Source organism: Streptomyces sp. TAA204, from assembly GCF_000424965.1.
In genome coordinates this window covers 432,145-451,885 of the sequence record NZ_AUKW01000003.1, presented here as the reverse complement: position 1 = coordinate 451,885, position 19,741 = coordinate 432,145, and the positions used below count along the sequence as shown (strand labels likewise).

The following is a 19,741-nucleotide window of genomic DNA, read 5'->3' as shown; positions in this document are numbered from 1 at the left end:
AATCGTGGTGCGGCGGTGCGGTGCGGGCTCAGGCCGCGTACTGCGGTTCGGAGTCTGCCGCACGGCGTGCGTGCTCCCGCCGGATCTGGCGCAGCATGCTCGTGAGCACGGTGCTGTCGCCGATCTCCTGGAAGCGCGGGTCGGGCTCGTCCAGCAGCGCTTCGACGCACTCCCGCCACCGCACCGGGTGGTCGATCTGCTCCAGCAGCAGCTCGGCCGCTCTCTCGCGCGCGTACGGCTGCGCCGTGCGGTTGGCGAGCACCCGGAACGCGGGCTCGCGCAGCTCCAGGGCGCGCACGACCGGCGCGAACGCCTCGACGGCGGGCGCCATGTAGCGCGAGTGGAACGGTCCGCTGACGGGCAGCCGCGCCACCTTGTGCGCTCCCGCGTCCTCCAGGATCTGGCCCACCTCCTCCAGGTCCTCGACGGGCCCGGCGAGGACCGTCTGCGCGGCGGTGTTGAGGTTCGCCAGGTCCAGGCCGCGGAATCCGGCGCGCAGCAGCAGGAAGCGCAGCATCGTCTCGGACAGCCCGATCACGGCGCTCATGCCTCCCCCCGTCACCTCGGCCATGGCCGCAGCGCGGGCGGCCACCAGGCGCAGCCCGTCGGCGAAGCCGAACACCCCCGCCGCCTCAAGGGCGTTGTACTCGCCGAGGCTGTGCCCCACGGCCACGTCGGGCGTCCCGCCCTCCTCCAGCGCGGCACGCAGGGCGAGCGCGTTGACCACGTACGTGGCGGGCTGCGTGTAGCGGGTGTTGCCGAGCCGGTCCTGCGGGTCATCCAGGCACAGCTCGCGCACCCCGTACCCGAGTATGTCGCTCGCCTCCTCCTCCAGGGCGGGGAAGCGGCCGAAGAGTTCGCGGCCCATGCCGACGCGCTGCGTCCCCTGGCCGGGGAACATGAAGATCTGGGTCATCTCTCGTCAACTGCCTTCGGTGAATGGGACGTTCCGTTCCGGAGCGGGGACCGGGCCGCTGCCGTTCCGTCCGGGTAGGCGACGGCCGCGAGCGATTCCAGGTCCGGCACGGTGAAGAGGGTCTCCAGCGGGAGTTCGCGTCCGCCGTCCGCGGTGATGCGGGCCGCGATGCGCAGCAGCTGCCTGCTGGTCATGCCCAGCGCGAACAGGTCGTCGCCGGGAGAGAGCGAGGCGGCGTCGAGGCCGCCCTCCTCGGCGACGATCCGGGCGAGCTGCGCGAACGGCGTGCCCCCGGTCTCCGGCGGTGGCTGGAGCTCGTCGGCCGCGCCGACCGCCACGAGGGACGCGGCCCCGGCGACGGGCACGCCGCCGTTGCGGCTGCCGGTCTGCACGGGGGCGCCCGTGACGGGGATGTCGCGGACGGCCAGTGGCACGGCGGGCAGCGCGGCCCGCCTCGTGCCCGGGCGCGGCAGCGGCCACTCCGGCTCGCCGCCCGCCAGCCACGCGCGCAGCGCCGCACGCTCCCGTTCGGGGACCTCGCACGGCTCCTCGCTGGCGCCCGAGCCGTCCGTGCGCACCCGGCGGGCGAGGGCGCGCAGCGCGGCGGGCGCGCGCTCGCGGTCGGCGACGACTGCGCCGCGGACGGGGCGGGTCCGGCGGCCCTCGCGCAGGCTGCGCGCCACGGCGTCCAGTCCCAGGCGCTCGCCGGGCCCGGACTCCAGGGTGTCGGCCAGCGCGGACGCCCAACCGGCCAGGTTCTCGGGGGTGTCGGCGGACAGCGGCAGCCCCGCCACGCCCTCGTCCGCATCCCGCGCGGCTGCCGCCGCGGGCGGTTCCTCGACGACGAGGCTGCCGTAACAGCCGCCGCCGGCGAAGCCGTTGACCAGCACGCGGCGCGGCTGCCCCGGGGTGTCGCGCCAGCGCACGGCCCTGGGCCCGGCGCCCGGGCCCGCGAGCACGGCGACGCCGGTGCCGGGCGCCAGCGCCGGGTTGGGGGCCGACGTCATCCGCGTGGGGTAGAGCTCCTTCCTGCGGAACTGCTCGATGACCTTGCCGAGTTGGGCGAATATCGACGCCGCCTCCAGATGGCCGGTGTTCGGCTTGACGGAGCCGACCGGTATCGCGGCCGTCCCGGACTCGGCGAACAGCCTGCCGACGGCGGAGAACTCCAGCGCGTCCGCGAGGGCCGCGCCGGCCGCCGCCGCCTCCACGTAGCCGATGTCGGCGGGCCCGACGTCCGCGTCCCGCAGCGCGTCCCGCATCGTCTGCTCGAAGCGCACCGGGTCGGGCACCCCGAACTGCCGCGTGGTGCCGGAGTGCCGGAGCGCGCCGCCGCGCAGCACGGCGTGCACCGGGTCGCCGTCGGCCAGCGCCCGCTCCAGAGGCTTCAGCAGGACGGCGCCGACGCCCTCGCCGACGATCCAGCCGCTGGCTCGGTCGGTGAACGCGCAGGATTCGGGCCGCTCGGCGATGAGGCCCAACTCGGCGAGCACGTCGAGGTGGTCGGGGTGCAGCACCAGGTTGGCGCCGGCGGCGACCGCCGCCTGGCATCGACCGTCCGTCACGGCCTGGCAGGCCGCCTGCACGGCGGCCAGGCCCGACACGCAGCCGCTGTCCAGCAGCAGGCTCGGGCCCGTCAGGTCGAAGGCGTGCGAGGTGCGGTGGGCGAGCCCGGCCCTGGTGGCGTACGTTCCGGGCGCGCCGCCCGCTCGTGCCGTCACGCCGTAGTGCGCGTGGTCGTGCCACATGGAGCCGACGAACACGCCGACCGGCCCTTCGGCCGACAGCTTCTCCGGGAGGACGGCCGCGTCCTCGAAGCAGCGCCGGACGGTGGACAGCAGCAGCCGCTCCTGCGGGTCGACGGACGCCGCTTCGGCGTCGGCGAGGCCGAACTCCTCCGCCTCCACCGCGGTCACGTCGTGCAGATAGCCGCCGACCTTGGCGCCCGCGCGCTTCGTGCGGGTGCGCAGCGGCGCCCAACGGTCCTCGGGCACAGGGCCGTTGGCGACGCCCTCCTCGGCGAGCAGCACGTCGAACTCGCGGAGCGTGTCCGCGCCGGGCAGCTTGGCCGCGAACCCGATGACCGCGACCGCGGCTCGGTCCGCCGGCCGCGTGGAGGGCTGGGCGTGCGGCTCCGCGGTGGGGTTCATCTGCGACTCCGTGTCGGGCTGGGGCTGCTGCTCGGTGTGCGGGGGCGGCGCGGTTTCGCGGCCGCCGGAGCCGTCTCCGGCGGCCGTTTCGGCGGCGGAGTCCGCCTTGTCGACCGGGGCGGCGGAGTCCGCTCTCTCGCCAGGGACCGTGTCGGCTCTGCCCAACTCCTCGCGACGGCGCACCGCTTCGGGCGGGAGCGCGCCGCCCCACAGCGAGAGCAACAGCCGCTGGCCGTCGGCCAGGCCGAAGTGGCCGCGCACGGCGTCGAAGTCCATCTCGCCGACGGCGCACAGCCCCAGCCCGCGGCGCGGCGCCTGCGTGGCGAGCAACTGCGCGAGGTGCCCGGTCTCGATGGTGGAGAACCGTTCCGCGTTGCGTTCGCCGTACGCGGGCGCTATCGCGGCCGGCGTGGAGACCAGGAAGACGGCGAAGGACGCGCTGCCGGCCAGCTCCCGGTTGTGGAAGACGTGCAGGTCGGTGCCGAACCGTGCCGCGGGGTCGAGCGCCACCAGCGACCGCTCGCCCGGGTGCAGGTAGTAGAGGCCGCCCTGGAGACCGGTCACGGCCTGCGGCTTGACGTACAGGTACACCTGCACCGGGTAGAAGCCGCCGGCCGAGGGGTAGCGGTGCTTGCTGCGGCCGTCGAGCTCGCCCCTGGTCGCCGTGGCCAGCAGCTCCAGCAGCCCGTCCGCGGGCATGGGTCCGTCGGCGAACTCCCGGAAGGACGACGCGTCGTACATGGCCACGCGGTGCTCGGCTCCGCCGGCGGGCACCGGCACCCGGGGCAGCGTCTCCGGCAGCACGCGCTCGGCGACGCGCTGCGCCTTGAACGCCGCCTTGGCCTCCGGGTCGAACGCGATCCGCACGTCGGCGCGGGCCGCGGACGGCTGCCGCGCGGTGTCCGGCGGGGCGGGCGCGGCCGGAGCCGACGTGCCGCTCGCGAAGATGCCGCGCGGCGTCGGGTCCTGGATCAGCGCGTCGACGGTGACCTCGGCGCCGTACCGCTCCAGGAGGATCTGCGCGAGGCGGACCATGGTGAACGAGGTCGCGCCCAGCTCGAACAGGTCCGCGTCGACGTCCGCTTCCGGCAGCCCGAGCAGTTCGGCCGCGACCCCGGCGACGGCTTCGGCGGTGAGCGCGCGGGCAGTCGGGGCGTCGGCGGGCGGTGCGTCCTGCGGTCCGGCGGGCGCCTCCGGGACGGACTGCCCGTCGGCGACCGCCGCCAGCAGGCCGTTCACCGTGGGGGTGTTGATCAGCACGTCCACGGGGAGGGCCACACCGGTGAGACGTTCGATCTCCTGGGCGAGCCGCACCATGGTGAACGAGGTCGCGCCCAGCTCGAAGAGGTCGGTGCCGTCCAGCTCGCCGGTCTCCAACGGGCCGTCGGCATCGGGGAGTTGGGCGGCGCCCAGGCAGTCGGTGACGACGGATCTGAGTTGTGCCGCCAGGTCCGCCCGGCGCGGCGCGGCCGCCGCATCGCCGGCGGCCGGCTCCTCCGGAGCCCCTGGCTCATGTGTCTGCGGCTGCTGCCGCTCCGCCGGCTCCTCCGGCACGCCGAAGAGCGCGGCGGCGGCACCGCGGTCGAGCTTCCCGTTGGCCGTCAGCGGCAGCCGTTCGACGAACCGGAAGCCGCTGGGCACCAGATACGGCGGAAGGGTGCGCCCCAGCGCGCCGCGCACCTCGCGCACGGACGGCGCCTCCCGTCCCGGTGCCGCGACGCACACCGCGGCCAGCACCTGCTCCTGCCGCGCCGGGTCGGCCAGCGGCAGCACGCGGGCCTCGGCGATGCCGGGGACGCCGGTGAGAGCTGCCTCCACCTCCTCCGGCTCCACGCGCAGCCCGCGCAGCTTGAACTGCCCGTCCATGCGCCCGAGATAGCGCAGCTCACCGTCGGGGCCGAGCCGCGCCAGGTCGCCGGTGCGGTACAGCCGCGGCGACGGGTCGTCGGCGAAGGGCGACTCCACGAACCGTTCGGCCGTCAGCTCCGGCCGCTCGTGGTAGCCGAGCGCCACGCCGCGGCCGCCTATCACGATCTCGCCGGGGGTGCCGTCCGGGACCCGCCGCATGTGCTCGTCCACCAGGTGGATGCGGGTGTGCGCGATGGGCCGTCCGATGGGCACGGTGGGCTCGTCCCAGCCGGGGCGGCAGGCCCAGTGGGTGACGTCGATGGCGGCCTCGGTCGGCCCGTAGAGGTTGTGCAGTTCGGGCCCTTCGGGCCACACCTCGTAGAACTCGCGCATGGTGGCGACCGGCAGGGCCTCGCCGCTGGCGAAGACGTACCGCAGAGCCGTCGGGCCCGCGGTCTCCGGGTCGCGCAGGAACAGCCCCAGCACGGACGGCACGAAGTGGGTGACCGTCACCTGCTCCTCGCGGAACAGCCGCGCCAGGTAGCGGGCGTCGCCGTGACCGCCGGGCCGTGCCACGACGATGGACGCCCCGGTGAGCAGCGGCCAGAAGAACTCCCACGCCGAGACGTCGAAGCCGTACGGCGTCTTCTGCGCCACCCGGTCCTCCGCCGTGAGCGGGAAGCGCTCCTGCATCCACAGCAGGCGGTTGGCCACGCCGGCGTGGGAGTTGCGGCAGCCCTTGGGCTTTCCGGTCGTGCCAGAGGTGTAGATGGTGTAGACGGGGTCGCCGGGCGCCACGGAGACGGACGGCGCGGTCGCGGGACGTGCCGCGAGCAGGGCGGCGTCCTCGGGGCGGTCCGGGCAGAGCACGGTGGCGCCGGTGCCGGCGGCGGCACCGGCGAGCGCCGCGTCGGCGAGGACCACGCGTGCCCCGCTGTCCTGGAGCAGATAGGTCACCCGCTCCGGCGGGTTGGCCGGGTCCACGGGCACGTAGACGCCGCCGGCCCGTACGACGCCGACGAGTGCCGCCACCAGTTGGTCGGAGCGGTCCATGTGCACCGCGACGTGGTCGCCGTGCCGCACGCCGCTCGCGATGAGCTGGTGAGCGATCCGGGCGGTGCGGCGGTCGAGTTCGGCGTAGCTCACCGTGCGGCCGTCCCAGCGGACGGCGGTGCGGTCCGCGTGCCGGCGGAGGCTGCCGCTCAACAGCCCCGTGAGAGTGGGCAGTTCGCTGAGTTCGCCGGCTTCACGGTCCTGGCCGCCTTCGGTGATTTCGGTGACTTCGGCGTGCCCGCCGCCCGAGACAACGTCGCGGACCCGGTCCGCGTACCGCTCGAACATGGCGTCCAGTTGGGCTGCGGGAACACAGCCCTCCGCCGTGTCCCACTGACCCACGAGCTCGTCGCCGACGAGCAGCGGCACATGGTCCAGGGCGACTTGGGCGGTCTGCGACTGGCTGGTGCGCAGGCCGACGCCGGCCGGCCGCAGCGCGGGATCGACCACCGGCACGCGTGTGAAGACCGCCGGCAGCCGCAGCACGCCGCCGGAACGGAACACCCTGCTGCGCAACTCCCCCAGTCCGGGCGCCTGTTCGCCGCGCGCCAGATCGGCACGGGTCCTCGCCCACAGTTCGCGTGCACGCTCGGCGAAGCCGCCGGGCAGCGTGCCGTCCACGACGACCCAGGCGATCTGCGTGAAGTCGGCGACCATGCTCTCCGCACCGGGCAGCCAGTCCGGTCTCTCCCACGAGACGACGGTCAGCGTGAACGGTTCGTCCCCGTACTCGCGGCGCAACTCGTCGACGTACGCGGTGAACAGCACCATGTCCGCCGGGACGCCGATCTGCGCGGCCCGCTCCGACAGCGCCCGCCACGAACCGAGAGCGGCCCTGCGGTGCACCCGCGGCGCGTCCGGTGCGGGGTCGGCCAGCGGCGGCCCGGACGGCAGCTCGGCGAACTTCCGGCGCCAGGCCGCGCGGGCCTGCCCGGCCTGCTCGCCGCGGGCACGTTCGGCGAGGCCGCGCAGGTACGGGCCCGGGTCGGCGTCGGGTCCGGCGCCGGGCCCGGTCTCCAGCACCGACTCGTCGCCGTCGTGCAGGGCGAAGAGCTGGCCGAAAAGGACGGCGTAGCTGCGGGCGTCGGCGAGCAGCGCGTCGAGGGCGACGTGCAGCACCGTGCGGCCGTCGGACAGCCGGCTGGCCTCCAGCGCGTACATGGGGCGGCTGCCCAGCGGGAACCTGCGCTCACGCAGGCGGGCGGCGGTCGCTGCGAGCGCCCGGTCCACGTCCGCCGGCTCCCGCAGCGCCGTCAGGTCGTGGCAGTCGATTCGCTGGTACGGGACGCTGTCCGCGATCTCCAGGGTGCCGTCCTCGTGGACCGTGCCGCGCAGCGCGGGATGGTGCGTGACGAGCCGGTTCCACGCCTTCTCCAGCACCTCCACGTCGTGGTGCTCCAGCAGGAACTCCTGGTAGACCCTGGTCTCGGCGGCGCCGTCCAGACCGCCGAGCCGCCCGACCAGATAGGCCGACTGCACCTGCGTGACGGGCAGCCGCACCGGCCGGGCGGACGGAACGGACCCGCCGGGCTGCGCGGACTGCGCGCCCTGCCGCAGGGGCTGGGCCCATGCGGCCGCGCCGCCGTCGGCGATCCGGTGCAGGGCGGTCTCCAGCGTGCCGAAGGCGGAGCGGACGCGGACCGCGTCGAGGGCGGCGGGCAGCCAGTCCCAGGAGACCAGCAGGGTCTCGCCGCGCTCCTGGGCGCAGATCTCCAGCTGCACGCCTCCGGTGCGGGTGGCGGACGCGCCGACGTCCACGAGGGCCGCCCAGTTGTCCGGGTCGTCGGACCGCTGGTCGGCGATGCTGCCAAGCAGGCTGGTGAAGACGAGGGGTATCTGCACGGCGCGGCGTCCCGGCGTGTTCCGCGCGTGCTCGCGGAGCGCCCGTACGCCGCTGACCTCCGAGTGCTCCAGGTCGTCCCAGAGCTGCGCGCCGGTGCGGGCGAGCGACTCCCCCAGCGTGCCGGCGGGTTCGTGCGCGACGAAGACCGAGGTGGACAGGCAGGGGCCGACCAGACGCGCGACGTCGGGATGCACGGGACGGCGGTTGTAGGTGGTGAGCACCACCGGCAGCGGCCCGGGAGCCGGCTCTTCGGCCTGCACGGCGGACGCGCACAGCGTGAGCAGCAGCGCCGACGGGGTGGCTCCCGCCTGCACGGCGGCGTGCTTGACGGCACGCCACCGGTCGCCGTCGAGCTCGAACGCCAGGCGCCTGTGCCGCAGTTCGTCGGCGGTGGGCTCCGCGGGTGCGCCGGCGCGGGCGACCGGCAGCGGCCGCTCGAAGTCGACGTCCACGAGCTTCGCGCGCCAGTAGTCGAGCGAGGCGCCGGGGGCCGTGGCGGCGCCGGCGGCGGCGACGTAGTCGCGGAAGGAGAACCCGAGCCGCGGCGGCTCCTCGCCGAAGCGGTAGCGCGCGTACCACTGCTGCAGCAGCAGGGACACGCTCGGGCCGTCGGCGATCAGCTCGTCGACGGTGAGCAGCACGCGGGCACGCCCGCCGGGCAGCGCGGCGGCCCGCACGTCGAACAGCGGCCAGCGGTGCGGGTCGAGCGCCGCCGACGACTCGCGGGCCAAGTCGGCCAGCCCTGCGCGGACTTCACCGGGTGCCGCCCGGCTGAGGTCCCGCCAGGCGATGCGGTACTCGGGCACCTGCGCCTCGATCACCTGGCGCGCGTCGGGCAGCAGCCGGGCCCGCAGCATTCCGGTGGCGGCCACCAGATCGTTCCAGGCGTCCTGGAGCCGGCCCGCGTCGAGCCCCTCCGTCTCGAACTCGAGGTGGATGTGGGTGCCCCCAGCCGGTCCCCCGCCCAGGGTCCGGGCCGCGTAGAACGACTCCTGGACCTCGGTGAGCGGGAAGGGCCGCTGCTCCCCGGACGGTTCGTGCGCGCCGGGTCCTGCGGAGCCGCGGCTGTCGGCCGGCTCGTCGCTGCTGTACGCCATGGTTTTGCTCCGGTTCCCTGGTCAGCCCCGGGTGAGGGCGTTGTCGGCTGAGAGGTCGGCGGCGAGCGTGGTGAGCGTCGACTCGCTCAGCAGCCGCAGGGGCAGCTGCCGGCCGTACCTCTCATTGAGCTCGAAGCGCAGGTTCATGAGGTTGAGGGAGTCGATGCCGAGGGCGAGCAGGCTGCTGTCCCGGTCCACCGGACCGCTCACGCGAGGCAGGAGGTCGCCGACGAGTTCGGCGAGTTCGTCCGTCAGGGAGTCGTTCGGGGGGTGCGGGCCGCCGGCGCGGCTCGGCTCGGCCATCTCGGGGGTACGGGGCAGTGGGGACGTTGGGGGCGACTGCGGCGGTGGCTCGGGCGAGGGGCGCCGGTCCGCGGGTTCCGGGGGACGGGGCGCGCGCGGGGCACCGTTCTCATGGGGCGCGCCGGCCACGTGCCGGTGCTGCTGCTCGCTCGCCGCGGGCTCCGGGCGGACGTCAGCGGTGTCCTGAGCCGCCGCGGCGGTCCCGCGTATCCACAGCGGACGCCGCAGGAACGCCGAGCCCGGAAGCGGGACGAGCCGCTCGGCGGCGCCGCCGGGCAGCGCGCTCCAGTCCACCTCGGTGCCCGACACCCACAGCGCGCCCACCTGGTGCAGGCGGCCGTTGCGCCACAGGTCGGCCAGGAAGGCACCCGTCTCCGGCACCTCGCCCAACTGCCCGTGGACGCCCCGTCCTTCGCGCAGGTCGCCGGTGAGCACGGGCGCGCCGGGAGAGCCGCTCGCATACGCCGCGATCGCGGCCGAGAGCTCGTCGGTGCCGCCGGCCACCACCGCCAGCCGGCAGTCCATCGCCGCCCTGCCCGCGCGCAGCGCGGCGGCGATATCCGGGAGCCGCGCGGAGTCGGCGGTCTCCAGCCACTCCGCGAGCACGGCGGCGCTCGCTTTCAGATGCTCGGGGGTGGGGGCCGAGAGGACGACCAGTTCCGGCAGTGCCGGGCCGCGCCGCGCACCGAGGTGCGCGTGCTGCTCGTCCTGCTCGGGCGCGAACTCCTCGAGGATCACATGGGCGTTGACGCCGCCCGCGCCGAACGAGCTGATGCCCGCCCGCCGCGGCAGCGCGGCACCCTGCGCGTCGGTCAGCGGCAGCCACGGGCCCGAGATGTGCTGGAGGGAGAAGCGGGTCTCCTCCAGGCGCAGCGCCGGATTGACCTGCTCGGTGTGGAGCGTCGGCGTCAGCGTCCGGTGCCGCAGCTGCAGCACCGTCTTCAGCAGGGCCGCCATTCCGGACGCCGATTCCCCGTGTCCCAGAACGGACTTGACCGAGCCCAGCGAGCAGGGCACCTGCGCCGCCGCGCCCCGGCCGTAGGTCTCCCGCAGCCCGGCCAGCTCCACCGGGTCGCCCAGCTCGGTGCCGGTGCCGTGCGCCTCGATCACGTTGACCGTCGCGGGGTCGGTGCCGGACGCGGCCAGCGCCTCACGGATCACGCGGGCCTGCGCCTTGGGGCTCGGCGCGGTGAAGCCGTTGGTGCGTCCGCCGTGCGCGACGGCGCTGCCGCGCACCACGGCGTGCACCGTGTCCCCGTCGGCCAGCGCCCGGGCGAGCGGCTTGACCAGCACCGCGCCGACGCCCTCGCCAGGCCCGAAGCCGGTGCCTCCGGCACCGAAGCTGCGGCACAGGCCGTCCTGCGAGAGGAAGCCGGAGCGGCTCAGCATGCTGAACCGCGACGGATGCAGATAGAGGTTCACCGCCCCGACCAGGGCGGCCGCGCACTCGCCGTTGCGCATGGCCGCCAGCGCCAGATGCAGCGCGACCAGCGAGGACGAGCACGCCGTGTCGACGGGCTGGCTCGGCCCGCGCAGATCGAGCAGGTAGGACAGCCGGTTCGGCAGGCTCCAGTAGTGGCCCGAGGGCATCTCCCGGTTCCCGCGGGTCCATTGCTCGGCGCCCAGCAGCTGGTAGTCGCTCGATGTGATGCCGGCGAAGACCCCGAGGCTGCGGGTCTCCCCGTCCGGGCCGACCAGCCGGTCGAGGCGGGAGCCCGTGCAGCCGGCGTCCTCCATGGCCTGCCAGGCCGATTCGAGGAACAGCCGCTCCTGCGGGTCGAGGAGCGCGCCCTCGTGTGCGGAGAGCCCGAAGAACGCCGGGTCGAACGCGTCGACGTCGTCGAGGAAGTGGCCCCTGGCCTCTACGCCGCCCGCGTCCTCCCAGCGGCCGGTGGGCAGCTCGGATACGGAGTCCTTGCCGACGAGCAGGTTGGCCCAGAGCGTCTCCAGATCGGGCGCACCGGGGAACCGGCCGCTGAGCCCGACGATCGCGTACCGGTCCTCGTGGACGGTCCGTTGGGACGGGGACGGGGACGGCGCCGGGGCCGTGGCCGGGGCGGGGAGCGGCGCGGGCGGCGGGACCGCGGCGGCCGGAGCGTGGTCCTCCTGCGGCGGCGCGGCGGCGGCGAGCTGCGCCGCGAGCTCGTCCAGGTCGCGCAGCCCGAACAGGGTCTCCGGCGCCACCGGGCCCACCACCGTGGACAGCCGGGCGGCGACGGTGCGGATCATCACCGAGTCCAGGCCGAGCGACTCCAGCGACGTGCCGGGTCCGATGGCGCCCGGCGGCCGGCCGAGCGTGTCGGCGACCGTGCGGCACACCAGGTCGCGCATCTCGCTGCGGCGGTCCGTGCCGATACCGCTGCGCACGTCAGCTCCCGCCGTCTGAACGGCAGTCGGGAGCGCCGTCCCGGTGCCGGTCGCAGCCGGCGCGGCGCCCGTGGCCCCGGCGGGGCCCGCCGTCAGATACAGCGAACCCAGGTGCGTGCGCCACCGGCCGGCGTCGCCGTGGAAGACGGAGACGACGGTGGGCCCGTCCGCCCGCAGCAGCCGCTCCAGCACCTCAAGGCCCGGCTCGGCGGGCAGCGGCACCATGCCGGTCTGCTCCTCGATGACCTCGCGCACCGGCTCCGGCACCGACATGCCGGGGGCGTCCCACAGCGGCCACTGCACCGACAGGGACCGGCCGTGCCGTTCGCCGCGTGCGGCGCGCTCGGCCCGCCGCGCCGCGAAGCCGTCGAGGAGGCCGTTGGCGTACGCGTAGTCGGACTGTCCGAGGTTGCCGGTGACGGCCGCCACGGAGGAGAACAGCACGAAGGCGTCAAGGTGCAACCCGGCCGTGGACTCGTCGAGGGCCGCCGCCCCGGCGATCTTCGGCGTCAGCACCGCCGGTACGTCCCCGGGCTGCTTGCGGATCAGATAGCTGTCGCGGATGACGCCCGCCAGGTGGAAGACGCTGTGCAGTGCGCCCTCGTGGTCGAGGACGTCGCGGACGAGGCGGTCCGCGACGCCGGGCTCGGTGATGTCGGCCTGCACGTACCGGATGCCCTCGGCGGCGTCGACGGCCTGGCGCACCTCCTCATCGAGCGCGTCCCAGGCCCGCCGGCCGCACAGGACCACGCGGGAGCCGGGACGTGCCGCCAGCCGGGCGCCCAACAGCAGGCCGATGCCGCCCGCGCCGCCGGTGATCAAGTGGACGCCGTCCGCGCGGATTCCGCGGACGGGCCGCGGCGGCGCGCACGGCGCCACGACCCGCCGGGTGCGGTGCTCGCCGCGCAGATCTGCCAGATGGCCGGACTCGGCGCCCGGCCAGGCGAGTTCGGTCCACAGCTTCGCGATGCCGGGTTCGCCGCCGGGCACCAGCACCGCGCGGCCCGACAGCCGCGGGTTCTCCTGACAGAGCGTCTGCAGCAAGGCGCCGGCCGCGCGGCCCCGTGCGTCGTCCTCCGTGAGGACGAGCACGGTCAGCTGCTGGGTGCGCAGCACGCCGAGCGCGGCACGGATGACCTCGAACGCCGTGAGATCAGCTGCCAGGCCGGCGGCGGTGTCGGCGGCGTTGTCGGCGGCGGTGTCGGCGGTGCGGCCGTCGTCGGCGCCGGGCAGCCGGAGCACGACGCCGATGCGCTCCTCTCCGGAGTCCCGCAGCGCGGCGGCGGCCGACCGGACGTCGGCGGCCGTGCCGACGTAGTGCACGCGTGCGCCCGAGCCGTCCAGCGTGGCGGCGAGCTCTCCCGTCGAGTCGTGCACCAGCAGCGGCTCCCGGGGAGGCTGCGGCGCGGGGGGCAACGGGGCGTCGGCCCAGTGCGGTTGGTACAGAGCGACGCGGGACGGCAGCTCCCCGGCCGGGTCCTCTGATTCGTTCTCCGTGACTTCCGTGGCTTCCGTGACTTCCGTGGCGGTGGCGGGCGGCGCGGTGCTTTCCGGCTCCTGCGGGCCGGCCGTCACCCAGTGCCGGTCGGCGGCGAAGGAGTATCCCGGCAGCGACAGGCGGCGGTGCCGGCCGGGCCTGCTGACGGCCGGCCAGTCGATCGTCTCGCCCTGCACGTACAGCTGCGCGACGAAGCCCAACTGGGCCGCGTCCGGCTGGCTTTCGGGCCGCTCGCCGAGGCCCGCCAGCAGCCGCGGCAGCAGCTCGGCCTGGGCGCGCCGCAGGGTCGGGTCCTTCCGCTCCGGCTCCGGCGGCGACTCCACGCGACGCGGGTCCGCCGCTCCGGAGGCCAGCAGGCCGAGGGATTCGAGCAGTTCGTCGCGCCCGGTGACCAGCAGCGCGGCGCGGTGCGGATGGTGGGCGCGGGCGCACGCCAGCGTGTGCGCGACGTCGGCCGCGGAGGCGGCCTCGCCGGGGCCGCGCAGCCACCGCTCCAGGTCGGCGGCGTAGGCGGCGGGCGCCCCGGGGCGGCGCCCGGAGAGCGGGACCAGTACGGGATGCCGGTCGCCGTGAGCGTCCTCCGGCACCGCGGGCGCCTCCTCGATGACGAGGTAGGCGTTGGTGCCGCTGAACCCGAAGGAGCTGACGGAGGCGCGGCGCGGCCGGCCGCCGGCGGGCGCCAGTTCGCACCCGTCGGCGGAGACGGTGAACGGGCCCTCGGCGAACGGGATCGCGGGGTTGGGCGCCGTGAGATGGAGGGACGGCGGTACGCGTCCCGTGCGGACCACGCCGATGGCCTTCAGCAGCCCGGCCATGCCCGCCGCGGCGGACGTGTGCCCGACGTTGCCCTTCACCGAGCCGATGGGCACGCTGCCGGCCGCCGGCACGGCGGGGGCGAACACCTGGTTCAGCGCGGTGACTTCGATGGGGTCGCCGAGCGACGTGCCGGTGCCGTGGCACTCGACGTAGTCGATGCCGGCCGGGTCGAGGGAGGAGCGTTCCAGGGTCCGCCGGATCAGCTCCGCCTGCGAGGCCGCGCTGGGGGCCGTGATCCCGTTGGTGCGGCCGTCCTGGTTCAGGCCCGACGCCCGGATGACCGCGTGCACCGGGTCGCCGTCCGCGAGGGCACGCGACAGCGGCTTGAGTACGGCGACGGCGCAGCCCTCACCGGGGACGATGCCGTCGGCCGCGGCGTCGAAGGGGCGGCAGCGCCCGTTGGGGGACAGCATTCCCGCGCGGCTCATGAAGACGTGCGGCAGCTCCGTCAGATAGAGCGTGACGCCGCCCGCCAGCATCACATCGGCCTCGCCGAGCCACAGCGCCTGGCAGGCCAGGTGCAGCGCGGTCAGCGACGACGAGCAGGCGGTGTCCACCGTCAGGGCGGGACCCTTCAAGTCGAGGTGGTAGGCGATGCGGGCGGCCAGCATCGAGTTGGAGTTGCCCTGCATGACCTGCGGCAGCCGCGCGTGCACGCCCTCGCGCTCGATCAGGTCGCCGTAGTCGTTGAGCATCACGCCGGCGTGCACGCCGCAGCGCGCTCCGGCGAGGGCGTCCGGGCCCAGACCCGCGTGCTCCAGCGCCCGCCAGGACTCCTGGAGGAACAACCGGGCCTGGGGATCGGTCAGTTCGGCCTCGCGCGGCGTCATGCGGAAGAAGTCGGCATCGAAGCGGTCCGCTCCCTGCACGAACGCGCCCCACTTGGAGACGGACTTGCCCTCGGCCTCGGGGTCCGGGTCGTAGTGGTCCGCCGGCCGCCAGCGCTCCGGCGGCACCTCGGTGACCAGGTCGGCGCCTTCGAGGAGCCGCGTCCAGAAGGCGTCGGCGTCGTCCGCTCCGGGGAAGCGGGCGCTGTAGCCGACGACGGCGACCGGCCCGACGGCGGGGTGGTACGGGGCGGGCTCCGCGGGTTCGGTCGCGGGGCCTGCCGTGGGTTCGGACTGGGGGCCGGTCCGGGCCACGTCCGCCGTCGCCGCGTGGCCCGCGAGCAGCGCATGCGCGGCCGTACGGTCCAGCGTCCCGTCCTTGAATCGGGTCAGGATGTCTTTCGCGTCCATCGTCCTCGCGGTCCTCGTCTGAGCGGTCGTTCTGGCTGGCGGGGCTCGGATCGGGCTTGGACTCCGGGCCTGGGGCGGGGAGTCGGGGGGCGGCCGGTGGGGTCGGGCATCGGATCAGACAGCGGATCAGACCGGGGGCCCGGCCCGCGGCGCGCCGTCGCGGTAGGGCGGGCGTCTGCCGGCGGCGCCGTAGTCGCCGGCGACCCGCTCCAGCACCTCCGGCAGCCGGAACGACGTCTTGTGCATCTCCGCCTCGCGGGCTATGGCAGCGTCGGTCGCGGCGAGCAGCGGCGCCGCCAGTTCCCGCTTGAGCAGCTCCAGGGACGTGCGCGGCGCCTCGGCGAGCGCGCGGCTCACCTCGTGCGCGGCGTCCGGGACCCGCTCGTGGGGCAGCACCCGTACGGGCGCGCCGCGCTCGCGCAGTTCGGCGCCGCGGAAGTTGCGTGCCGTGTAGAGCATCTCGGCGCCCAGTTCGCGGCCGAAGCGTTCGGGGAAGAGGTGGGTGGCGCCCATGCCGGGGGTGAAGCCGTAGCGCATGAAGTTGCCGGCGTAGACGGACCGTTCGCTGAAGACGGCGAGGTCGGCGTAGAGCGCCAGCACCAGGCCGCCGCCGATGGCATGGCCCTGGACGCAGGCGACGACGGGCAGCGGGCAGCGGGCGAACACCCGGAAGAAGTCGTCGGTCTCGAAGCTGCCCTCGCCGCGTGCGAAGCGCTCCAGTTCGGCCTGCGAGCCGCCGGCGCAGAACAGTTCCGGCATCCCCGCCACCAGCACGGCGCGGGTGTCCTCGTCCGCGGCGGCCCGCTCGACGGCGTCCACGAGGCCGCGGCACAGCGCCGGCGAGAAGGTGTTGCGCCCCTGCGGGTCGGCCATGGTCAGCACCGCCACCGGGCCGCGCCGCTCCAGCCGGACCACGTCGCCCTGCGTCCGCTCCGCCCCGCTCACGGCGCACCCGCTTCGCTCAGCCGGCCCAGCCTGCGCCGCACATCCGGGTCCGCGAGCCGGTCCAGCAGCAGCCGGGACGCGTCCGCGCCCAGCGCGTCGTCGCGCGGGAACAGCCGTGCCCGGTAGTCCTTCAGCACGCCGGCCGTGTCGCGGTCGGTGCGCGAGAGCGACACCAGCGCCCTGCGCAGCAGATCCTCAGCGTCCTCGCCCGCCAAGTCGGCGAGCCCGGCGGCCACGGCCTCGGTGGGCCCGAACTCCTCGGCGAGCAGCGTCGCCGCGAACGCCCGCTGCTCGCCCGTGCGGCGCGCGACGAACGGCAGCGCCATCGCCGGGACCAGCCCCACGAGCGCCTCGGTGAGCCGGAAGGAGGCCCGCCTGCCGGCCAGCACCAGATCGCACGCGGCGGCCAGGCCCACGCCGCCGGCCACTGCCTGGCCGTCCACCACGGCGACGGTGACCAGCGGGGTGCGGGTCAAGCGCTCCAGCAGGCGCCAGTACGGGAGTTCACCGGCGCGCCGCGCCTCGGTGAGGCCGTCCGGGTCCGGTGGCCCGTCCGACAGATCGGTGCCCGCGCAGAAGAACTCGCCGGCCGCGGACAGCGCGAACACCCGGCAGCCCGGGTCGGCTTCGGCGGCGTCGAGGGCGTCGTGCAACGCGGTCAGCAGCTGCCCGTCGACGGGGTTGCGGGCCTCGGGTCGGCTCAGCTCGGCGCGCAGCAGGCCGCGGCCGCGGGTGACGGACGCAGCCTGCGCGGGGGGCGGCTCGGTCATCGGCCGTCTCCTCCCAGCCACACGTACTCGCGGTGGTAGCCGCGGACGGCCTCCAGCACCAGATGCGGCTGTGCGGCGTCCTCGAAGTGCGGCTTGCTGATGCGGGGGAACCGGCCGAGGTCGATGGTGAAGTCCGAGACGCCGAACTTCAGTTCAGCGGTGGCGGCCAACAGCTCGTCGTACTCGGGGACGCTCAGTTCGTAACGGGCGTCCAGCGCGGCGCGGATGCCCATGGCCGACAGGGTGCGCCGGGACTCGGGGGTGATCACGGCACTGTAGAACTCGGAGCTGCACCCGGAGCCGTAGGAGAAGATGCCGACTCGGCGTTCCCCGTCGAGGGGCGCGTTGTCGATGACGCTGGCCAGCGACAGGAAGACGGTGCCCGCGTAGATGTTGCCCACATGCTGCGGGTAGACGACCGCGTCGGACAGCCGCGCGCGGAAGTCGTCCTCGACCGCCTGCGGCGCGAGGCCCTTCAGCTTGCGCAGCACGGCACGGTGCGCGCCCTTGACCATGCCGGGGAAAGGCGTGTGCAGGGCGAGCAGGTCGAAGCTGTCCACGAAGTCGGCGCCCTCGACCTTCGCGGCGTAGTCGGTGAACGAGCCCTTGAGGCAGTCGATGTAGCTCAGCAGCGACAGGTCGACGTCCCCGGCCTCGATCTCCGGATCGGGACGGCAGGTGTCCATCACCTCGTAGCTGTGGAAGCCGTTGGCGCCGCGGTCGAAGGCGGCCACCTTCGGGCTGTCGCTGATCAGCATCGCCACGGCACCGGCGCCCTGGCTGGGCTCGACGTAGGTGTGCGGCACGGGCCGGGCGACGTCGCTGCTGATCACCAGCGCCTTCACGCCCTCGAAGGGGCTCGCCGCGACCACCGACGCGGCCATCTGGACGGCCGCGGTGCCGCTGTAGCAGGCCTGCTTGACCTCGAACAGGCGGCAGGAGCGCGGCAGTCCGAGGTGGTCGTGCACGTACGTGGCGAGCGACTTGCCGAAGTCGACGCCGGACTCGGTGCCGACGATCAGCAGCTCGATGCCCGCACGCTCCTCCTCGGAGAGCCCGTCGACGAGGGGCTTGGCGGCGTTCACGGCGAACGAGACGGCGTCCTCGCAGTGCAGGGCGACGCTCTTGCGCACCATCATCAGGTTGTCGATGCGGGAGTCGTCGAGGCCGCGGGCGGCGAACAGGGTGGGGACGTCGACGTAGGTGCGGCCGCAGTACACGTTGAGGGCTTCGATGCCGACGGGCTTCATGGGACTCTCCGTTGTCAGTGCCGTTGGGGATGCTGGATGCCGGTGCGGGTGCCGGTGCGGGTGCCGGTGCCGGTACTGCCGTCGGGCAGCCGGAGCACTACGGACGCGTTGATGCCGCCGAAGGCGAAGCTGTTGCTCAGCGCATGCCGCAGCGGGCGCCGCACGCACCGGGTCCCGACCAGCGCCGGGCGGGGCTCCAGCGGGTCCGCGAACTGCGGGTTGGGGTGGCATGCACCGGCCCGCAGCTGGGCGATCACCGCCACCGCCTCCACGAGCCCGGCCGCGCTCAGGCAGTGGCCCGTGAGCGGCTTCGTGGAGTTGACGAGGGGGCCCCCGCCGTCGCCGAACACCTCGCGCAGCGCCTCCGCTTCGGCCTGGTCGCCCAGCACGGAGCCGGTGGCGTGCGCGTTGACGTAGTCGATGCCGTCGGGCCTCAGCCCGCTCGACTCCAGCGCGGCCCGCATCGCCGCCCGCTGCCCCTCGGTGTCGGGCTCGGTGCCGCGCCGCGCGTCCAGCCGCTGCCCCTGGCCGGTGACCTCGGCCAACACCTCGGCACCGCGCGCCGCCGCAGCGCCGGTGCTCTCCAGGACCACCGCGGCCGCCGCCTCGCCGCGTACGAAACCCTGACGGTCCTGCTCGAACGGGCGGCACATGCGCTCCGGGCGGTCCCGGAAACGCTCGTGCGCCATGGCCCCGGTGCGCCGGAACGCCTCCGCCTCGACGGGCGACAGTTCGGCGGCCGGCGCCACCACCAGTGCACGCTCGGCCCATCCGGTGGCGACGGCGCGCGCGCCCTGGATCAGCGCGAGGGTTCCGCTGGCGGAGGCGCCGCCGACCGTCCAGCCCTCGGCCGTCGCACCCGTCAACTCGCTTACGGCGCCCACCACATCGACGTCCATGTGCGTCAGCGCGTACGACGCACGCAGCCGGCCCGGCGCGCGTTGATGACCGAGCACGGTCTCCGCCTGGTGCGCCAGCGCGAGGTTGCTGCCCGCGACGATCAGCGAGGTGCGCTCCCCCATCCCCGGCCCGTACGGAGCGGGCGGCAGCCCGGCGTCCACGGCGGCCCGAAGCGCTACGCAGGCGGCGCTGCGGGCGGGCAGCGCGGCCCTGCCGACGACCCTGCGCAGCGCGGTCGCCGTCTCGGGGCGGTCCGCGAGGTGCCTGCGGGACCACTCGTCGAGCCGGAACCCGGTGAGGGTCGCCGCCGGCAGGGGCTCTTCACCGCCGGCCGCCGTGCCGTCGCCGTCCGCCGGCAGCTCGACGGCGCTGCGCCCGTCCAGCAACGCGGCGGTGAAGGCGTCCAGTTCGTCGGCGAGCGGGCTGAGCACGGCCGCGGCGGTGACCGCGACACGACGTGCGCCGGGACAGCCGTGGCCTGCCTGGGACCCGGTCACATGTACTCGCCGAAGACGGCCGCCAGCGACCCGAGGTCGGGCGCGTCGGCGAACGCGGACGCCGGCACCTTGATGCCCAGCTCGTCCTGGGCGGCGATCACGACGTCCATGCGGTCGATGGAGTTGGCGCCGAGCTCGCGCATGCTGTCCTTGGGTGTGACCTCACGGTCGGCGAGTTCGGGGAGGACCTCGACGACGTTGCGGAGGATCACGGCGAATATCTCGTCCTGGGTCATGACTGTTTCCCTGG

The 19,741-nt window shown here is 75.0% G+C and carries 8 protein-coding genes; all 8 read right to left on the bottom strand.

Features of this window, described 5'->3' with window-relative positions; all coding sequences use genetic code 11:
- Positions 1–28: 28 nt before the first annotated feature.
- Complete coding sequence (gene fabD, locus H343_RS29440) at positions 29–916, bottom strand: ACP S-malonyltransferase (RefSeq protein ID WP_051264702.1); 888 nt, start codon at positions 914–916, stop codon at positions 29–31.
- Entirely contained in the window at positions 913–8,907 is a 7,995-nt protein-coding gene (locus tag H343_RS33515) for a non-ribosomal peptide synthetase (RefSeq protein ID WP_028430631.1), read from the bottom strand. Before H343_RS33515 ends, fabD begins: the two co-directional genes overlap by 4 nt.
- A 21-nt stretch (positions 8,908–8,928) precedes the next feature.
- Complete coding sequence (locus H343_RS0107515; protein ID WP_028430630.1) at positions 8,929–15,129, bottom strand: SDR family NAD(P)-dependent oxidoreductase; 6,201 nt, start codon at positions 15,127–15,129, stop codon at positions 8,929–8,931.
- A gap of 126 nt (positions 15,130–15,255) precedes the next feature.
- On the bottom strand, positions 15,256–16,074 hold the full coding sequence (locus H343_RS29430; RefSeq protein WP_199778893.1) for a polyketide synthase: 819 nt from the start codon (positions 16,072–16,074) through the stop codon (positions 15,256–15,258).
- Complete coding sequence (locus tag H343_RS29425) at positions 16,071–16,844, bottom strand: enoyl-CoA hydratase/isomerase family protein (RefSeq protein WP_051264700.1); 774 nt, start codon at positions 16,842–16,844, stop codon at positions 16,071–16,073. Before H343_RS29425 ends, H343_RS29430 begins: the two co-directional genes overlap by 4 nt.
- Complete coding sequence (locus H343_RS0107500; protein ID WP_028430629.1) at positions 16,841–18,094, bottom strand: hydroxymethylglutaryl-CoA synthase; 1,254 nt, start codon at positions 18,092–18,094, stop codon at positions 16,841–16,843. Before H343_RS0107500 ends, H343_RS29425 begins: the two co-directional genes overlap by 4 nt.
- Positions 18,095–18,108: 14 nt before the next feature.
- A complete protein-coding gene (locus H343_RS29420) occupies positions 18,109–19,491 on the bottom strand; it encodes a beta-ketoacyl synthase N-terminal-like domain-containing protein (protein ID WP_078505138.1) in 1,383 nt (460 codons plus the stop codon).
- On the bottom strand, positions 19,488–19,727 hold the full coding sequence (locus H343_RS0107490; protein ID WP_028430628.1) for a phosphopantetheine-binding protein: 240 nt from the start codon (positions 19,725–19,727) through the stop codon (positions 19,488–19,490). Before H343_RS0107490 ends, H343_RS29420 begins: the two co-directional genes overlap by 4 nt.
- Positions 19,728–19,741 lie beyond the last annotated feature (14 nt).